Annotated in this window: 17 protein-coding genes and 1 tRNA gene; 10 read left to right on the top strand and 8 right to left on the bottom strand. The window is 32.8% G+C overall.

Annotated elements, in window-relative coordinates:
• The first annotated feature begins 24 nt into the window (after nt 1–24).
• Together BXU01_RS16725 and BXU01_RS16720 are read left to right on the top strand one after the other, a co-directional pair.
• A complete protein-coding gene (locus BXU01_RS16725; protein ID WP_017498096.1) occupies nt 25–297 on the top strand; it encodes an HU family DNA-binding protein in 273 nt (90 codons plus the stop codon).
• A gap of 128 nt (nt 298–425) precedes the next feature.
• Nucleotides 426–986: a YqgE/AlgH family protein gene (locus BXU01_RS16720; RefSeq protein ID WP_055091943.1), complete on the top strand. Its 561-nt coding sequence runs from the start codon at nt 426–428 to the stop codon at nt 984–986.
• Here the strand turns inward: BXU01_RS16720 and BXU01_RS16715 are convergent.
• Both BXU01_RS16715 and BXU01_RS16710 read right to left on the bottom strand, forming a co-directional pair.
• Nucleotides 983–1,822 (bottom strand): aminotransferase class IV, encoded by an 840-nt coding sequence (locus tag BXU01_RS16715; protein ID WP_083694231.1) that lies wholly within the window; start codon nt 1,820–1,822, stop codon nt 983–985. The two genes, BXU01_RS16720 and BXU01_RS16715, sit on opposite strands and share 4 nt — an antisense overlap.
• Before the next feature lie 54 nt (nt 1,823–1,876).
• The gene (locus tag BXU01_RS16710; RefSeq protein ID WP_026727620.1) at nt 1,877–2,269 is read right to left on the bottom strand and encodes an START-like domain-containing protein; all 393 of its coding nucleotides are present in this window, start codon (nt 2,267–2,269) and stop codon (nt 1,877–1,879) included.
• Nucleotides 2,270–2,423: 154 nt separating this feature from the next.
• Here BXU01_RS16710 and BXU01_RS16705 point away from each other — a divergent pair.
• The 5 genes from BXU01_RS16705 (at nt 2,424) to BXU01_RS16685 (ending at nt 5,651) form a co-directional block, all read left to right on the top strand.
• Nucleotides 2,424–2,497, top strand: a tRNA-Met gene (locus BXU01_RS16705).
• A gap of 194 nt (nt 2,498–2,691) precedes the next feature.
• Complete coding sequence (locus BXU01_RS16700; protein WP_055091915.1) at nt 2,692–2,952, top strand: hypothetical protein; 261 nt, start codon at nt 2,692–2,694, stop codon at nt 2,950–2,952.
• A 206-nt stretch (nt 2,953–3,158) separates the two neighbouring features.
• Nucleotides 3,159–3,575, top strand: a complete 417-nt coding sequence (locus BXU01_RS16695; RefSeq protein WP_083694230.1) for a helix-turn-helix domain-containing protein — start codon at nt 3,159–3,161, stop codon at nt 3,573–3,575.
• A 318-nt stretch (nt 3,576–3,893) separates the two neighbouring features.
• Nucleotides 3,894–5,117 (top strand): NAD(P)/FAD-dependent oxidoreductase, encoded by a 1,224-nt coding sequence (locus tag BXU01_RS16690; protein ID WP_083694229.1) that lies wholly within the window; start codon nt 3,894–3,896, stop codon nt 5,115–5,117.
• A gap of 33 nt (nt 5,118–5,150) precedes the next feature.
• Nucleotides 5,151–5,651, top strand: coding sequence for an Rrf2 family transcriptional regulator (locus tag BXU01_RS16685; protein ID WP_083694228.1), 501 nt, complete (start codon nt 5,151–5,153; stop codon nt 5,649–5,651).
• Between the two features lie 56 nt (nt 5,652–5,707).
• Here the strand turns inward: BXU01_RS16685 and BXU01_RS16680 are convergent, their stop codons facing one another.
• Complete coding sequence (locus tag BXU01_RS16680; protein WP_083694227.1) at nt 5,708–6,184, bottom strand: GNAT family N-acetyltransferase; 477 nt, start codon at nt 6,182–6,184, stop codon at nt 5,708–5,710.
• A gap of 161 nt (nt 6,185–6,345) precedes the next feature.
• On the opposite strand from BXU01_RS16680, the gene BXU01_RS16675 reads away from it, so the two are divergent.
• From BXU01_RS16675 to BXU01_RS16665, 3 genes are all read left to right on the top strand, one after another.
• Entirely contained in the window at nt 6,346–6,708 is a 363-nt protein-coding gene (locus tag BXU01_RS16675; protein WP_083694226.1) for a nuclear transport factor 2 family protein, read from the top strand.
• A gap of 73 nt (nt 6,709–6,781) precedes the next feature.
• Nucleotides 6,782–7,546 (top strand): type I methionyl aminopeptidase, encoded by a 765-nt coding sequence (gene map, locus BXU01_RS16670; protein WP_083694225.1) that lies wholly within the window; start codon nt 6,782–6,784, stop codon nt 7,544–7,546.
• Between the two features lie 145 nt (nt 7,547–7,691).
• Nucleotides 7,692–8,108 (top strand): DUF1761 domain-containing protein, encoded by a 417-nt coding sequence (locus tag BXU01_RS16665; protein ID WP_083694224.1) that lies wholly within the window; start codon nt 7,692–7,694, stop codon nt 8,106–8,108.
• Between the two features lie 275 nt (nt 8,109–8,383).
• Here BXU01_RS16665 and BXU01_RS16660 read toward each other — a convergent pair whose 3' ends face one another.
• The 5 genes from BXU01_RS16660 to BXU01_RS16640 form a co-directional block, all read right to left on the bottom strand.
• Nucleotides 8,384–9,166: a TIGR03915 family putative DNA repair protein gene (locus tag BXU01_RS16660; protein WP_083694223.1), complete on the bottom strand. Its 783-nt coding sequence runs from the start codon at nt 9,164–9,166 to the stop codon at nt 8,384–8,386.
• A 5-nt stretch (nt 9,167–9,171) separates the two neighbouring features.
• Nucleotides 9,172–10,431, bottom strand: a complete 1,260-nt coding sequence (locus BXU01_RS16655) for a putative DNA modification/repair radical SAM protein (protein ID WP_083694222.1) — start codon at nt 10,429–10,431, stop codon at nt 9,172–9,174.
• A 139-nt stretch (nt 10,432–10,570) separates the two neighbouring features.
• Nucleotides 10,571–11,296, bottom strand: coding sequence for a siderophore-interacting protein (locus BXU01_RS16650; protein ID WP_083694221.1), 726 nt, complete (start codon nt 11,294–11,296; stop codon nt 10,571–10,573).
• Nucleotides 11,297–11,376: 80 nt separating this feature from the next.
• Nucleotides 11,377–12,225: an AraC family transcriptional regulator gene (locus BXU01_RS16645; protein WP_083694220.1), complete on the bottom strand. Its 849-nt coding sequence runs from the start codon at nt 12,223–12,225 to the stop codon at nt 11,377–11,379.
• Nucleotides 12,226–12,403: 178 nt separating this feature from the next.
• Nucleotides 12,404–14,266: a TonB-dependent siderophore receptor gene (locus tag BXU01_RS16640; protein ID WP_083694219.1), complete on the bottom strand. Its 1,863-nt coding sequence runs from the start codon at nt 14,264–14,266 to the stop codon at nt 12,404–12,406.
• Nucleotides 14,267–14,303 lie beyond the last annotated feature (37 nt).

The following is a 14,303-nucleotide window of genomic DNA, read 5'->3' as shown; positions in this document are numbered from 1 at the left end:
ACCAACAATTAATAACTAATTATTATGAACAAATCAGAATTAATCGATGCTATCGCTGCTGATGCAGGAATTACAAAAGCTGCGGCAAAATTAGCTTTAGAGTCATTTTTAGGAAACGTAGGAGCTACTTTGAAAAAAGGTGGTAGAGTTTCATTAGTAGGTTTTGGATCTTGGTCAGTATCTGCTAGAGCTGCTAGAGACGGTAGAAACCCACAAACTGGTAAAACTATCCAAATCGCTGCTAAAAATGTAGTGAAATTCAAAGCTGGAGCTGAATTAGAAGGTGCAGTGAACTAAGTAAGAAAGTTCTCTAAACTTATAATATAATTAAAACCCTCCTCATGGAGGGTTTTTTTGTGCGGTTTATCGATTTTATTTGGGTTTTTAAAAATTTTATGATTAAATTTAATAAAAATTGTAGCCGTATGATTTCAGAAAAATTAAAAAAAGGACACCTGCTTATTGCCGAGCCTTCTATAATTGGAGATTTATCTTTTAATAGATCGGTAATTTTATTAGCAGACCATAACAAAGAAGGATCAATAGGTTTCATCATTAATAAGCCTTTAAAGTATACTATTAATGACCTGATACCTGAAATTGAAGCCAGTTTCAAAATATATAACGGAGGCCCTGTTGAACAGGACAACCTTTATTTTATTCACAATATACCAGAGTTGATACCAAATAGTGTTGAGATTTCGAACGGGATTTATTGGGGAGGGGATTTTGAATCGACTAAAGACTTAATAAACGACGGATCTATTGGTAAAAACAATATTCGTTTTTTCTTAGGTTATACCGGTTGGGACGAAAATCAGCTTGAGAATGAAATGCAGGGAAACTCCTGGATCATTACTGATAATAGTTATAAGAACAAAATTATCGGAAAATCGACCACCCATTTTTGGAAAGAGCAAATTATTGAGCTCGGCGGAGATTATGTTATATGGTCGAATGCACCTGAAAATCCATATCTGAATTAATTTTCAGAAATGGATTCATTTAGTTTTTGCACTAATAAATGAGCCAGATCGCTTTTAAACTCCTTTTTTCGATACTTAGTTATCGGTTGTATCCCCGTGATTACATTTGTCAGAAATAATTCGTCAGCTTTTTGTAAATCAAATGGCGAAATTATTTCTTCAAGTACTTCTATGCCTTCAACTTTTTTAGCTAAAGCTAATATTTGTTTACGCATAATACCATTCAGGCAACCTTCAGAAATTGGTGGAGTAATCATTTTTTTACCCACAACCATAAATAAATTACCCTGTAATGCTTCTACAACATTTTTAGTATCATTTACTAAAATACAATTGGCAAGACCATTTTCGTGAGCAAAAATACTACCGGTAACATTTATCATTTTATTAGTCGTTTTAATCGACGATAATAACTGTTTGGTTACATAGAAGTCTTTATACAAATCGACTTCATATTCATTTGTATTTATAGCATAAGCTGTACTCTCAAGTGCGGTTGCATGAATTAAATAAGATACTTCATTGGTTTTTGGCAAATACAAACCTCCGTCGTTTCTAAAAACAGTGATTCGGGCTCTTGCTGATCCTGAAATACCTTTTTGATCCACTAGTTTTAAAACCTGCTCTTCAAAGAATTCCATTGTAAAGTTCATGGGAATTTCCATTCTAACGACGCGCATCGAAGCCATTAACCTAAAATAATGATCCTCAAGAAACAAGATTTTATTATTGACTATTTTTAGCGTTTCAAAAACTCCGTCTCCGTACAAAAAAGCACGATTATGAGTTAATACATTATCGTCTTGCGCTGCTATGTTTCCGTTAAAATTGATCATAAAAAAACCCTGAATTTTGTTCAGGGCAAATATAAGGTATAAAATAGAATTTTACTAAACAGATCCTATAAGATGTTTCAGGTCTGAGATCTGATTCTCCCACAATTGTTTAGCCTCTCCTACTTCTTCTTTTTCTGCGAAGTCAACTACCATTAACGACACATCTTTTGTCAATTCATCGACTAAGATATGCAGTTCGAAAAAATATTCTGTATCCTTACTACTTTCATCAACCCATTTAAACTTTACCTTTTCTCCGGTTTTTTTAGAAGCTAAACGTGCTTTTTCCTGAGAGTCATTCCAGATAAAAGTAAAAAATTCACCTCTTGAATTTACATTGTCTGCAAACCATTCTGACAAACCTGATGGTGTCGATATATATTGATATAATAATTGCGGCGAAGAATTTATGGGAAACTCGATTTCGTAACGTATTTTTGAATCCATGTGCTACTTTTAATTTTTTTGGAAATATAAGAATATATGTCCAAAAACAATGCATTTTTAAAAATATTTTTTTTTCTTCATTTTATTCTTGGAAGCTTTGATAATATTTCTATCTTTGCACCCGCAATGAGGAACACGGTTCACTTGCAATCTTGGCGAGGTAGCTCAGTTGGTTAGAGCGCAGGATTCATAACCCTGAGGTCACGGGTTCAACTCCCGTCCTCGCTACAAAAAACAAACCCCTAATCATCAATTGATTAGGGGTTTTTTATTGAGAATAATTACTCATTGTCTAAAAAATTACAGTTAAGAACTTTAAATAATTAAGTTGTAACTCTAAATAATTAAATATCTTTAATACTTATTAAAGCATCTAATAAGTATCATATTCAAAAAAGCAAAAAAGTTAACACCTTATAAATATGGATATAGTCAAATTTAAAATCACATCAAAAACGATAAAAGTAGAAGTACGAAATTCGAATAACTATGTTTTTAATTTTAATACTGCTTTAGATATCCAAAAAGAAGACAGAGATGTTTTATTAAAACTGTATAATGCATTAGATATTCTTTTTAAGAAGGAAACTCCAAGCGAAGTAAAAAACTATATTTCGCCTAATCAAACCAATATACTAGATCAGATTTCTGCTGTTGATGGTTTAGAAGAGGAGAAACTTTAAAATTTAAATTAGTTTATTGTAAACACTTTCCCTTTTATACAATACTATCCTGATAATTTTAGTTTTTGAAATAATTTCATGTCCGAAAAATTGTACTTTTGTTTAGCACACAATAAATATAAACATTTATAAAAATGTATTTTACAGATACAGAATGTGTTTTACCAAACCAGAAAATTTTAAAGAATTTTGAATATCTTTGAACTATGAGCACAGTAACAAAACAAAATCATATAGGGCGAAAAATTAGCCGTATTCGTGAACTGAAAGACATGAAGCAAGAAGCTTTGGCACAAGCTTTAGGAACATCTCAACAAGCTGTATCTGCCATAGAAAACAGTGAAACCATAGAAGAAGAAAGACTTGAAGAAGTAGCAAAAGCACTTGGCGTAACTGTAGAAGCAATTAAAAATTTCTCTGAAGAAAGTATGATTAGCTATTTTAATACTTTTAATGATAATAGCACTGCCAATGGTTTAGTTAACAATGCAAATCATTGTACTTTTAATCCATTAGATAAATTAATGGAATCTGTTGAAGAAAATAAAAAACTTTACGAACGTTTGTTGCAAGCTGAAAAAGATAAAATTGAATATTTAGAAAAATTATTGCAACAAAAATAAAACTTCAAAAATATTTATCGAAAGACAGATTCAATTCTGGTCTAATCATAAACCAAAAACACCACCTTTAAGTGGTGTTTTTTCGTTTTTATTCCTTTTTAATTTCATAATATACTTCTGAATAATCCATAATATCGGCACTAAATAAAAACTTCTTAGATAAAGACGATTTTTTAATTCTTTAATAGTATTCTAATTTATAAGTATTTAGCTATAAATATAGATTTACTTTCAAAAATAAAGAAAGAATAATCTTATATAATAAATATATTATGCTTTAATTTGCGACAAATATTATCGTAATTATCTATAAAGAAAATGAAAAAACTATTGATTATTGGAGGCGGTTTCGCCGGTTTCTGGAGTGCCTTAAGTGCTATTCGCCAAAGCCGTGAACTAAAAAAAGAAGATGAACTTGAAGTAACGCTGGTAAATATGGATGAATACTTAACCATTCGACCAAGATTGTATGAGGTTTCGCTTGAAGGTTTAAGAGTTGAATTAAACAAATATTTTAAACAACTGAACATTAAACTTATTATTGGCAAAGCAGAAATCATTGATCCAGACCAAAAAATGGTAACGGTAGCAACCGAAAGCGGTTCAAGAATTTTAAGTTATGATTATCTTATTCTGTCTTCGGGAAGCGTTTTGAAGGCTATAAATATTCCGGGAATCGAAAACACGTTTAATGTAGATACTTTTTACGGCGCTCAAAAATTAGAAAATCACCTTATACAATTAGCACATAAAAACTTTGAAGGCGAAGGTGCTACCACTTTTGTAATTGCCGGAAGTGGATTAACAGGGCTTGAAGTTGCTACGGTAATTAAAGAAAAAGCGAATAAAATATTAGCTGATTACGCAAAGAAAGCAATTGATTTTAAAGTAGTACTTATAGAAAAGTCAGGCAAAGTAGGAAATTATTATGCTCCTGAAGCGCAGGATTATGTTATAGAAACTTTAAACTCTAAGGATATAACTGTAGTTAGCGGAGTTTCTCTGGCGGCAGTAAAAAATAACGGAGCCACATTAAGCGATGGTCATTTTATAGCTGCGCAAACCGTTATCTCAACTATTGGATTGGTTGCAAGCTCTCTTTGTAGTTTTTTTAAGGGAGAGAAAGACAAACTGGGGCGTTTACATGTAAATGAATATTTGCAATTAAAAGAATATACAAACGTAATTGCAGCCGGTGATGTTGCTAATATTCCGGTAGATGATCAAGGCAACAGTTCGCTTATGGCTTGTCAGTTTTCGATGTTTCTTGGCAAATGGGCGGGTCATAATGCTGTTAACAGTTTATTTGGTCAGCCTCTAAAACCTTACCGTTATACTGATTATGTAACTTGTGTAGATTTAGGTCAGCAAGACGGCATGTTAACTTCAGGCTGGGAACGTAAACTGGTTTCGAGCGGCATTGAAGGTAAAAATATAAAGATGGAAGTTACTACAAAACTTATTTATCCTGCAGATGATGTTCTAACGGCACTTGAAGATTCTTATCCTGAGGTTCCTAATGTGGCTCAAAATGCTGTTTAATATTTAAATGATAATTTTTATAAAACCTGTTATATGCCAACTTTAGGAAAAAATGTCGAATATGCGATACATTCTCTGGTTTATTTGATCGATATCCCGGAAGACAGTACGATTACGGTACGCGATTTGGCAAATTTTCAAAATATCTCAGAAACTTATCTTGCCAAGGCTTTTACAAAATTAAAGAAAGCCGGAATAGTTCGCTCGAATATAGGTGTAAAAGGCGGTTATAAACTCGCCAGATCTGCGGTCGGGATTTCTTTTCTGGATATTGTTCTTGCTGTAGAAGGAGAAATCTCCTTTTTTGAATGCAATGACATCAGAGATAATTGTGTATTATTAGACAAAAAAAATCTTCCGTGGCAAAAAGGCAACTATTGTGCTATACACCTGGCAATGATAGAGACCGAAAATAAGATGAAGGAATCTTTGCAAGAAAAAAAACTGCAATGGGTTTATGATACTATTCGCAAACAATACGGACAGGAAATGATTGATAAAACACAAAACTGGTTTGGGTTTGATTCAAAATAATTTTTGTCGTAAAACTGAAAAAGCCCTTAAAAAATTTAAGGGCCTTTTTATTGCTTTTAGCTAATGTCGCAGCGCATTGTAGTAAATAGTTTTTTGAAACCTGCTTTTTCATATGCTTTTACTGCTGCTTCATTTTCATCATATACCTGAAGCCTTACCTCTGTAATTCCGTGAGATAAAATCCATTTTTGGAGAGCGTTAAGTAATAAACCGTTAATTCCTTTTCCTCTAAATTCCGGACTTACGAACATAAAACCCAGATATCCAAATGATTCATGCTTTTCAAACGGTTTTCCAGGTCGAATTTGCGCGTAGCCGCTTCCAATAATTTCATTATCATATTCAACAACCATAATTTCTGTTGCAGGATCTGTTATAAGTTCTTTTATATCATAATAAAATATTTCGCCCTCTTTTAATGTTGGATCAAACGGACGCTCAGCTTCAACAAGAATCTGCAAAAATTTTTCCAGAACAGGCAAATCAGCATTCGTCGCTGTTCTGATATTACTATTTTTAAGGTCTATATTCATATTTCAAATTTATTAAAAATACTTTTATTGAATAAAAAAGTATTTAAGAAAATTCGGTTTGAGTTTTTGCAAAGGCTCTTTAAATAAATTGTTTAATGAATTAGTTTTATATTAGCGAAACAAAAAGATCCTTCAATTAAATCTCTTTAAAAAGACTTATAATGACAAATCAATTCGAAGATACTATCAAGAAAGCTTACAATGCTTTTAACGAAAGAAATATTGACAATGCATTATCGACAATGCAAAAAGACGTGCAATGGTCGAAAGCCTGGGAAGGCGGTTACATAAGCGGTCATAATGAAATTAAGGAATACTGGACAAGGCAATGGACAGAAATAAATCCAAAAGTTGAACCTGTTGGTTTTACCGAAAGAGAAAATGGAAGCCTGGAAGTCAAGGTGCATCAAAACGTAAAAGATCTGCAAGGTAATTTGATGTTTGACGGAATTGTAAAACATATTTACACTTTTGACGACGGATTAATTAAAACTATGGATATTGAACTGGTAGAAAATAATTAATTTTGCATTTAATAATTCATTTGCAGCTTTATAAAGTAGAAAAGCAAATACCTCATCAGAAAAAAATAAAATCATGTCGATAAAACAAGAGTCAGAATTAATAGGAATGAAAAAAGCAAGTGAAGCTGTTGCTTACACGCTCAAAGAAATGAGAAATTTTGCCAAACCTGGTATGACGACAAAGGAATTAGATGATTATGGCGGAAAAATCCTGAATGATTTAGGCGCAAAATCAGCTCCATATCTTACTTACGGTTTTCCGGGATGGACATGCATTAGCGTAAACAATGAGTTTTGTCACGGTATTCCGTCTGATAAGAGAATACTTGAAGAAGGTGATTTAATAAACATTGATGTTTCGGCAGAACTGGATGGTTTTTGGTCTGATAACGGAGGTTCATTTGTTATTGGCGAGGATAAAAACGGACATCAGAAACTCGTAAATGCATCAAAAGATATTTTACAAAAAGCAATAGAGAATATAAAAGGTGGTGTAAAAATTTCTGAGATAGGATATCTTATAGAAACAGAAGCTGAAAAAAGAGGTTACAAAGTGATAAAAAATTTAGGTGGACATGGTATTGGCAGAAGCTTGCATGAACAACCTGATGAATTATTAAACTATAAAAACCGATTTGATCAAAGACGTTTTAAAAAAGACTCTGTTGTAGCGATTGAAACTTTTATCTCGACCTCATCATCTCTTGCTGTAGAACTTAAGGATGGCTGGACTATGGTGGGCAATAAAGGCGGACATATGGCACAACATGAACATACAATTGTGGTTACAAATGGCAAACCTATCATTTTGACGGAAATGAACGGAATCTGGAATTAAGTTAAGATCAGAAATTAAACATATTATAAAGAGGCTGTATAGCTTCTTTTTTTTTACTCCTGACATACTGCTGTCATTAGCCCATTTTACATTTGTACTATAGAATGACAAGTGTCATCTTAAAAACCTTAAAAACAAAAGTATTATGATTGGTCAATTAGCAAATTTAAACTGGATTAGTATTATCGTCGCATTTTTTGCTTATTTCTTTGTAGGCGCACTATGGTTTACATTATTATTTAAAAAACAATATGCCATATCTTTGGGGAAAGAAAATGATTTGCCATCAAAACCGGCACCCATTTTCATCATTGGCCCAGCCATTTGTTCATTGATAATTACCATTGCCAGCGCTATCTTAATTTATACTTTAGGAATTGATACTTATCAAGGAGCTATAGAATTTGCGTTAGTTATTGGGATAGGATATTTAGTTGCAAATACACTTAATATTGCCATTAATCCCAATATGCCAAACCCACTTCATTATGCTGCCATAAGCGGTTTATATCATTTAACAGGCATTTGTATTGTTTGTATCATTTTGGTTGCAATGAAATAATGACAACAAACTAAATGAACTTGTTTTGTTTATAAAAACTATTATAGATTACCAAAACAGATAAACAAAAAAAGAGACTTAAAAATAAGTCTCTTTTTTAATTTATAGTAGGATGATCGAATTCTTTTTATTGTTTAATGTGTTTTCTAAATATTCCAGTTTGTTTTTAGCTTGCAACAAATGAACCTTAGATTTGTAACCCTGACAAAAATACAACTTTTCATACAATTAATGAAATGTAATGTGAAAAATTAATACATCTAAACGCAAAATAATTATTTTCTGTTTTTTAAATCCGGAATTTTCTCTGTCAAATTCTTCCAATATCGTTTTGGCATATGCTGCATATGAAGTTTCATATTTTTTCTGGATTCAATATTTACACTTTTAAAGAAACAACGCCAAAGATTCTGATAAAACTCTTCTTGTTCATCGCATATTTCGGCTAAAAATTTAGAAGAATTAGATTCAGCATTAAATTGCAGTTCTATTGTTGAAACCTTTTGAAGATCATAATAAATACCATATTTACGTTTTGAATCATAAATTAACCAACGCTGGTCAGCATAGCGTTTTTTAAAATGGTTTTCTATAATGGGCAAAACATTACAATCCGGCTCAACAATCGCATAATACAATTTATCTTTTGTGAGTTTAAATCGCACAAAAGCTTCCATTCGATGTGCTTCTCTTCTGGTCATTCTTGTTGCTTTTCTAAGATCCCAAACTGCGCTGTTGCTAAAATCTTCTTCAATGTTTTTTGAACTTGCCAAAGCATATTTAGCAAATTGAAACATGATTTGTTCGATGTCATCCATATCAGAAAAAAATGCTTTATAGAAATCTGAGAATCCTCCTGCCGAAAGACGTTTTTTTAATCCCATTAAAACCCTATTTGCTTTTTCTACATCTGTCATTACATTATGATGTGTTGAAAAAAGCAAAGCTGCAGAGGCTTCATTTTTGGCAAAAACAACATCTTCAAATTTATATTCATAAATTTCAAATACAGCTGTAAGCCAGCCTTCATAAGTTCCGTCGTAGATTAACTGTATCATCTCAATTAAAATAAAGCAAGCTGATTAGAGAAATCATTTTTATACTTACTGTTTTGGAGATTTAAAATTTGGTCTTTGATTTGAATCGAAGTTAAATCCCGCTGCATTTGAAACGGGGTTGGAAATGCCAGAAAATATTTGGCGCGTGTGTAAGCAATTCCTAATTTTTTTAAATCGTCAGGAAAGAGTTTTTTAAATTGTCTGGCTGCAACAATCTTTTTAGCACTTAAATATCCTATTCCGGGAATGCGTTTTATAAGCTCTAAATCTGCGGTATTAATATCAACCGGAAATTGATTAAGGTTACGCAACGCCCAACCTAATTTTGGGTCGATGTCAAGATCAAGATTGGGCTGGTTGAAACCAACAATTTCATTTACATTAAATCCGTAAAACCGAACTAACCAATCTGCCTGATACAAACGGTTTTCACGTATTATAGGAACCGGAGTGCCAATAACCGGAAGTCTGCTGTCATAACTAATAGGCACATATCCGGAATAGTAAACCCGTTTCATATTCATCTTTTGATAAAAATAATCAGCCATGCCCAGAATTTCAAGATCGCTTTCTTTTGTTGCGCCAATAACCATTTGCGTACTTTGACCGGCAGGAGCAAAAACAGGAACTTTGTAATTTAACTTTTTTTCTTCCTTATGACCAACGATTTCATTTTTTAGATATTCCATTGGTTTAATCACATCAATATGATTTTTATCGGGCGCCAGCAATTTAAGACTTTGCTCTGTTGGCATTTCGACATTTACGCTTAAACGATCCGCGTACATTCCGGCTTGCTGAAGCAATTCGTCACTTGCACCCGGAATCGCTTTTAGATGGATATAACCATTAAAATTTTCTTCTAATCGCAGTTTCTTTGCAATCCTAACCAAACGCTCCATCGTATAATCCGGATTATCAAAAATACCTGAACTCAGAAATAAGCCTTCGATATAATTTCTTCTGTAAAAGCCAATGGTTAAATCTACGACTTCCTGCACTGTAAAAGCGGCGCGCTTTACATCATTACTTTTCCGGCTTACGCAATATGCGCAGTCAAAAATGCAATGATTGGTTAATAAAATTTTTAGTAATGACACACAACGTCCGTCCTCTGTATAAGCATGACAAATGCCGTATCCTTTTGCATCTCCAAGTCCTTTATCTTTATTTTCTCTCTTGCTTCCGCTTGACGAACACGAGACATCATATTTTGCAGCATCAGCCAAAATAGCCAGCTTCTCCATCACTCTTTCATGTACCATTTTGAGCTTTTTTAGTGGTTAAAAAACTAAATTTGTTTAACCCCAAAACTACTCTTTTAAGAAGCAAAAATTCTGAAATTGATTGTTCTAAATTGTATCAAATTTAAACAATGCGATTTTAACTCTTTGATTCTGTGCTTTACAATCCTATTTTTCCTTCAGCCCAATATGCCTGTGTATAGATTTTTTTGTTGGGAACTCCTTTTTCCTTTAAGGCTTTTCTAAAAGCCTGAATTGATTTTGCATTTCCCATAAGATAAAAATATCCGTGTTGCCATAAATCCCAAATTTTACTATCTAATTTATTCAGGATATCTATTGCAAATTCGGCTTTATTAGCTGACTTGGGTACTACATCAATAGAGAATCCTAATTTATCCGGAACCTGCATGGCAACCGGATCTAATTCTAAAATGCCCAGATAATTATTTTCATTCGAATCAATTTCATCTTTCAGGCTTTTAAAAACACTAATACAGGTTTCATCACCATAAAAAAACTGATATTTTTCTTCTTTTTTAAAAACCTCAAAACCTCTTGGCATTCCAACAGTTATTTGATCCTTTATTTTTAGATTTTCTACAAACTGACTTCCCGGGCCATTTTTATGAATATGAAAAATAACTTCAAATGTTCCGTCTTCACTATTCCATTTACTGGGTGTGTAATTGCGATAATTCGTATCGTCGATCCTGATAATTATGGCTTGACCAATCTTAAAATTTATATGCGGAAAATGACCTTTGAACTGTATCATTTTTACAGTTTCGCCCAGCATTTTAATATCAGTAACTTTTACTTTGCAAATTTTACTGCTAAAGGCAAGTTCCATAAAATCTCCAATAATTTTAGGCATTGAATTCATAATGTTGTATTTTAATTTTCAATACAAAATTGATATTAAAACACTCAGAAAAGGTTGCAGAAGAAATAGGGATGATTGGACTATTCGCGGAATTTTAATCGAAACGATAATGGGGTTTCGCCAGTTATTTTTTTGAATAATCTTGAAAAATAAGTATGATCTTCAAATCCTAACATAAATGCAATTTGCTTTACATCATCTTCTGTATAATACAAAAATCGTTGTGCCTCTATAATCATTGCATTTTGAAGCCAATAAGTAACTGATTTTCCTGTAGCAATATTGACACAATAATTTAAATGTGAGGTTGTGATATTTATTTTTTTAGCAAAAAACGAAGGACTTTCTAAAAAAGTAGTATCCAGAATTAATTTCCTGAAATTAGCATATATCAAAGCCGATTGATTTTTAAGCTCTGATATCGAATTATCTGATTCTGAATATATGTTTATAAAACGGTAAACCAAAGCATTAAAAAGACCATTAACAATTGCTGTTTTATTCGAAAGATCGTTTTCAAAAGAGCGATGCAGTAATAAAACGGTCTCTAAGAGATCTTTTTTTTGAAGTTTATTAATTTTGCTTACCTGATCAGAAATTTTAAGGTTCTCAAAAAAAGCAGCACAATTATTAGGAACTAAAAATGGAGCCACACTAATATAATATCCGGCAGCATCCGGCGATGCAAACTGTGGCGAATGAATCTGGAATGGCTTTATAATTACAATACTCTGAGCATTTATTTTTACGTCGATCATATCGCATTTCATAATTACTTTTCCTTTTGTCAGTACAAAAAAAATGTAAAAATCATCGCGATGTGTCCCCAATTTATCCAGGTTTTCAGGATCTTTTCCTAAAACAGATAATTCGGCAATAAAAATACCTCCAACTGCTTCTGATCTCTGGTTGTAAATGGGGATTTTCAAAATTTATTTTTTTGAGTTAGACGCAACACGTAAATTTTATAAACGATGAGGTTTTACAAACTTAGAAAATTAATCTTAAATGATTCTCAATATCAAAAATCTGTTTTTAATGCAAAAATCCCTTTAATCATAAACAGATCAAAGGGATTTTTATTTTTTTATAAAGAATTAGAGAAGCTTAAAAAGTGACAAATTTCACTCCCAGACTAAACCATCTTGAAGGCAGAGGCACTGCTCCTACTTCATAATAAGTGGTGTTAAAAATGTTTTGAGCATCAACATATACGGTTATTTTTTTAATAGACTGACTTACTCTGAAATCATTTACCCAGTAAGATGGTCCGGTAACTCTTTGACTGAATCGAGTAGCAAATAAAGCCGTGAAATTTTTATGCTGAAAATCTATTGTATTCGTAATTTGATGTTCTAAAGACGAAACTAAATACTTTGCATAAACAACCGGCATTACATCCTGAAATTTAAAATCCAGATACGAATACGCCAGATTAACATTTAACTTAGAATCGTTTGAGAAACTCACTCTATAATTGGTACGCAGATTAAAACCGTTTGTATTCAGGTTTCCGTAATTGTTACTTTGCCAGGGTTCAGTGGTTACATTTCGTGTCCAATCGATAAAATTGCTGATTTTTCTGAAAAAATAATTAGCATTGAAACTAAAATCTCTTTTGATGTATTTAAAACCTAATTCGCTCTGAAAAGCGTTTTCGGTATCAAGATTAGGATTCCCAATATTTCCCGGACGCTGGTTAAGATACAAATCAGTAAACGAAGGAATACGCTGACTTGTGCCTATGTTACCTATAATCTTAAAAGCATCTGTTATGGCATAACTGGCATCAAGTCCCGGATAAGCCTGCCATTTATAATCTGAGTTATAATTAAGGTAAGTTCCAAAATTTACATCAAGCTTTTCTATAAACGTAGTTCTGTATTGCAGATAAACCCCAAAATTTTCACGATCATGGTCTCCAATGTTAGACGAAGTAATATCCTCGCTTCGTACTTCGGCACCAAAACCTAATTCTCCGTTTTCCATTTTGTACGTCGTATTCACTTCTGCTGCAAGAGAATTGGTATAATGCTGGCTTCTCCCCGCTTTTAGATTCGAAATTCCGTAATAACGGTAATCATCATAATTATATCTGTAGCTCAATCGTGGCATTAATGTCCATTTTTCAGAAAGTTGGTGTTTCGATTGTACAGCTGCAAAAGTCGTTTGTACTACTTCGCTTGAGTTTTTATCTCCTGGAGCGGCATAAAATCCGTTAGCACCAAAACCATTCTTGATATAACCAAATGAACTTAAAATTTCATTGGCACTATTAAGCTGATAATTACCCTGATAAAATATTTTATTATTTTCGAAAGCGGTATTATATCTATATCCGTTGCTTTTATCGTGTGAAGCAAAAAGCGAATGTTGTTGTTTTTCTTTGCTTAAAACTCCTCCCGCCTGAATTCCGGTACCATAAAATGTATCTCCGGTGTTTTGCGTGTCTTTTTCGAAGTTTGAACCTGCATACGAATTGATCAAAATTCCGGATTGATCCGGTTTTTTGGTAATAATATTAATCGCTCCAGTTAAGCTATTAATCCCGTAAGTAAGCGCTGCCGGTCCGCGAATTATTTCGATTCTCTCGATTACCTCAACCGGAATAGGCAAATTAAGCATATTATGTGCCGTTTGCGAGTCAATTATTTTGGTTCCGTTCAAGAGTACAACTGTTTGTTCGAAACTTCCTCCATCTATACTTACATCAGCCTGACTCCCAAAAGGGCCTCTTTGCCTTAGATCTACACCATTTGCATATTGCAAAATTTCCTGAATAGAACGTCCGGGTAATTTTGCAATTGCCGCTTTGTCAATTACATATACATTTCTGTTTTTCTTAGCTATAGGTGTACTAAACCTATTTTCATGAATAATTACTTCATCAATATTAATCGTGTCTTTTTGCACCTGAGCTTGTAAACCAAGACTTAATAAAGTCAGTATCGCAAAATAAAGTTTTGTCATTGTTTTATTTTTTTGCAAAAGTAGTATCTTGCCGTAC

The sequence above is a fragment of the [Flexibacter] sp. ATCC 35103 genome (genome assembly GCF_001975985.1).
GTDB lineage: Bacteria > Bacteroidota > Bacteroidia > Flavobacteriales > Flavobacteriaceae > Flavobacterium.
The sequence above is the reverse complement of the archived record's forward strand: the minus strand, read 5'-3'. Positions and strand labels throughout refer to the sequence as shown.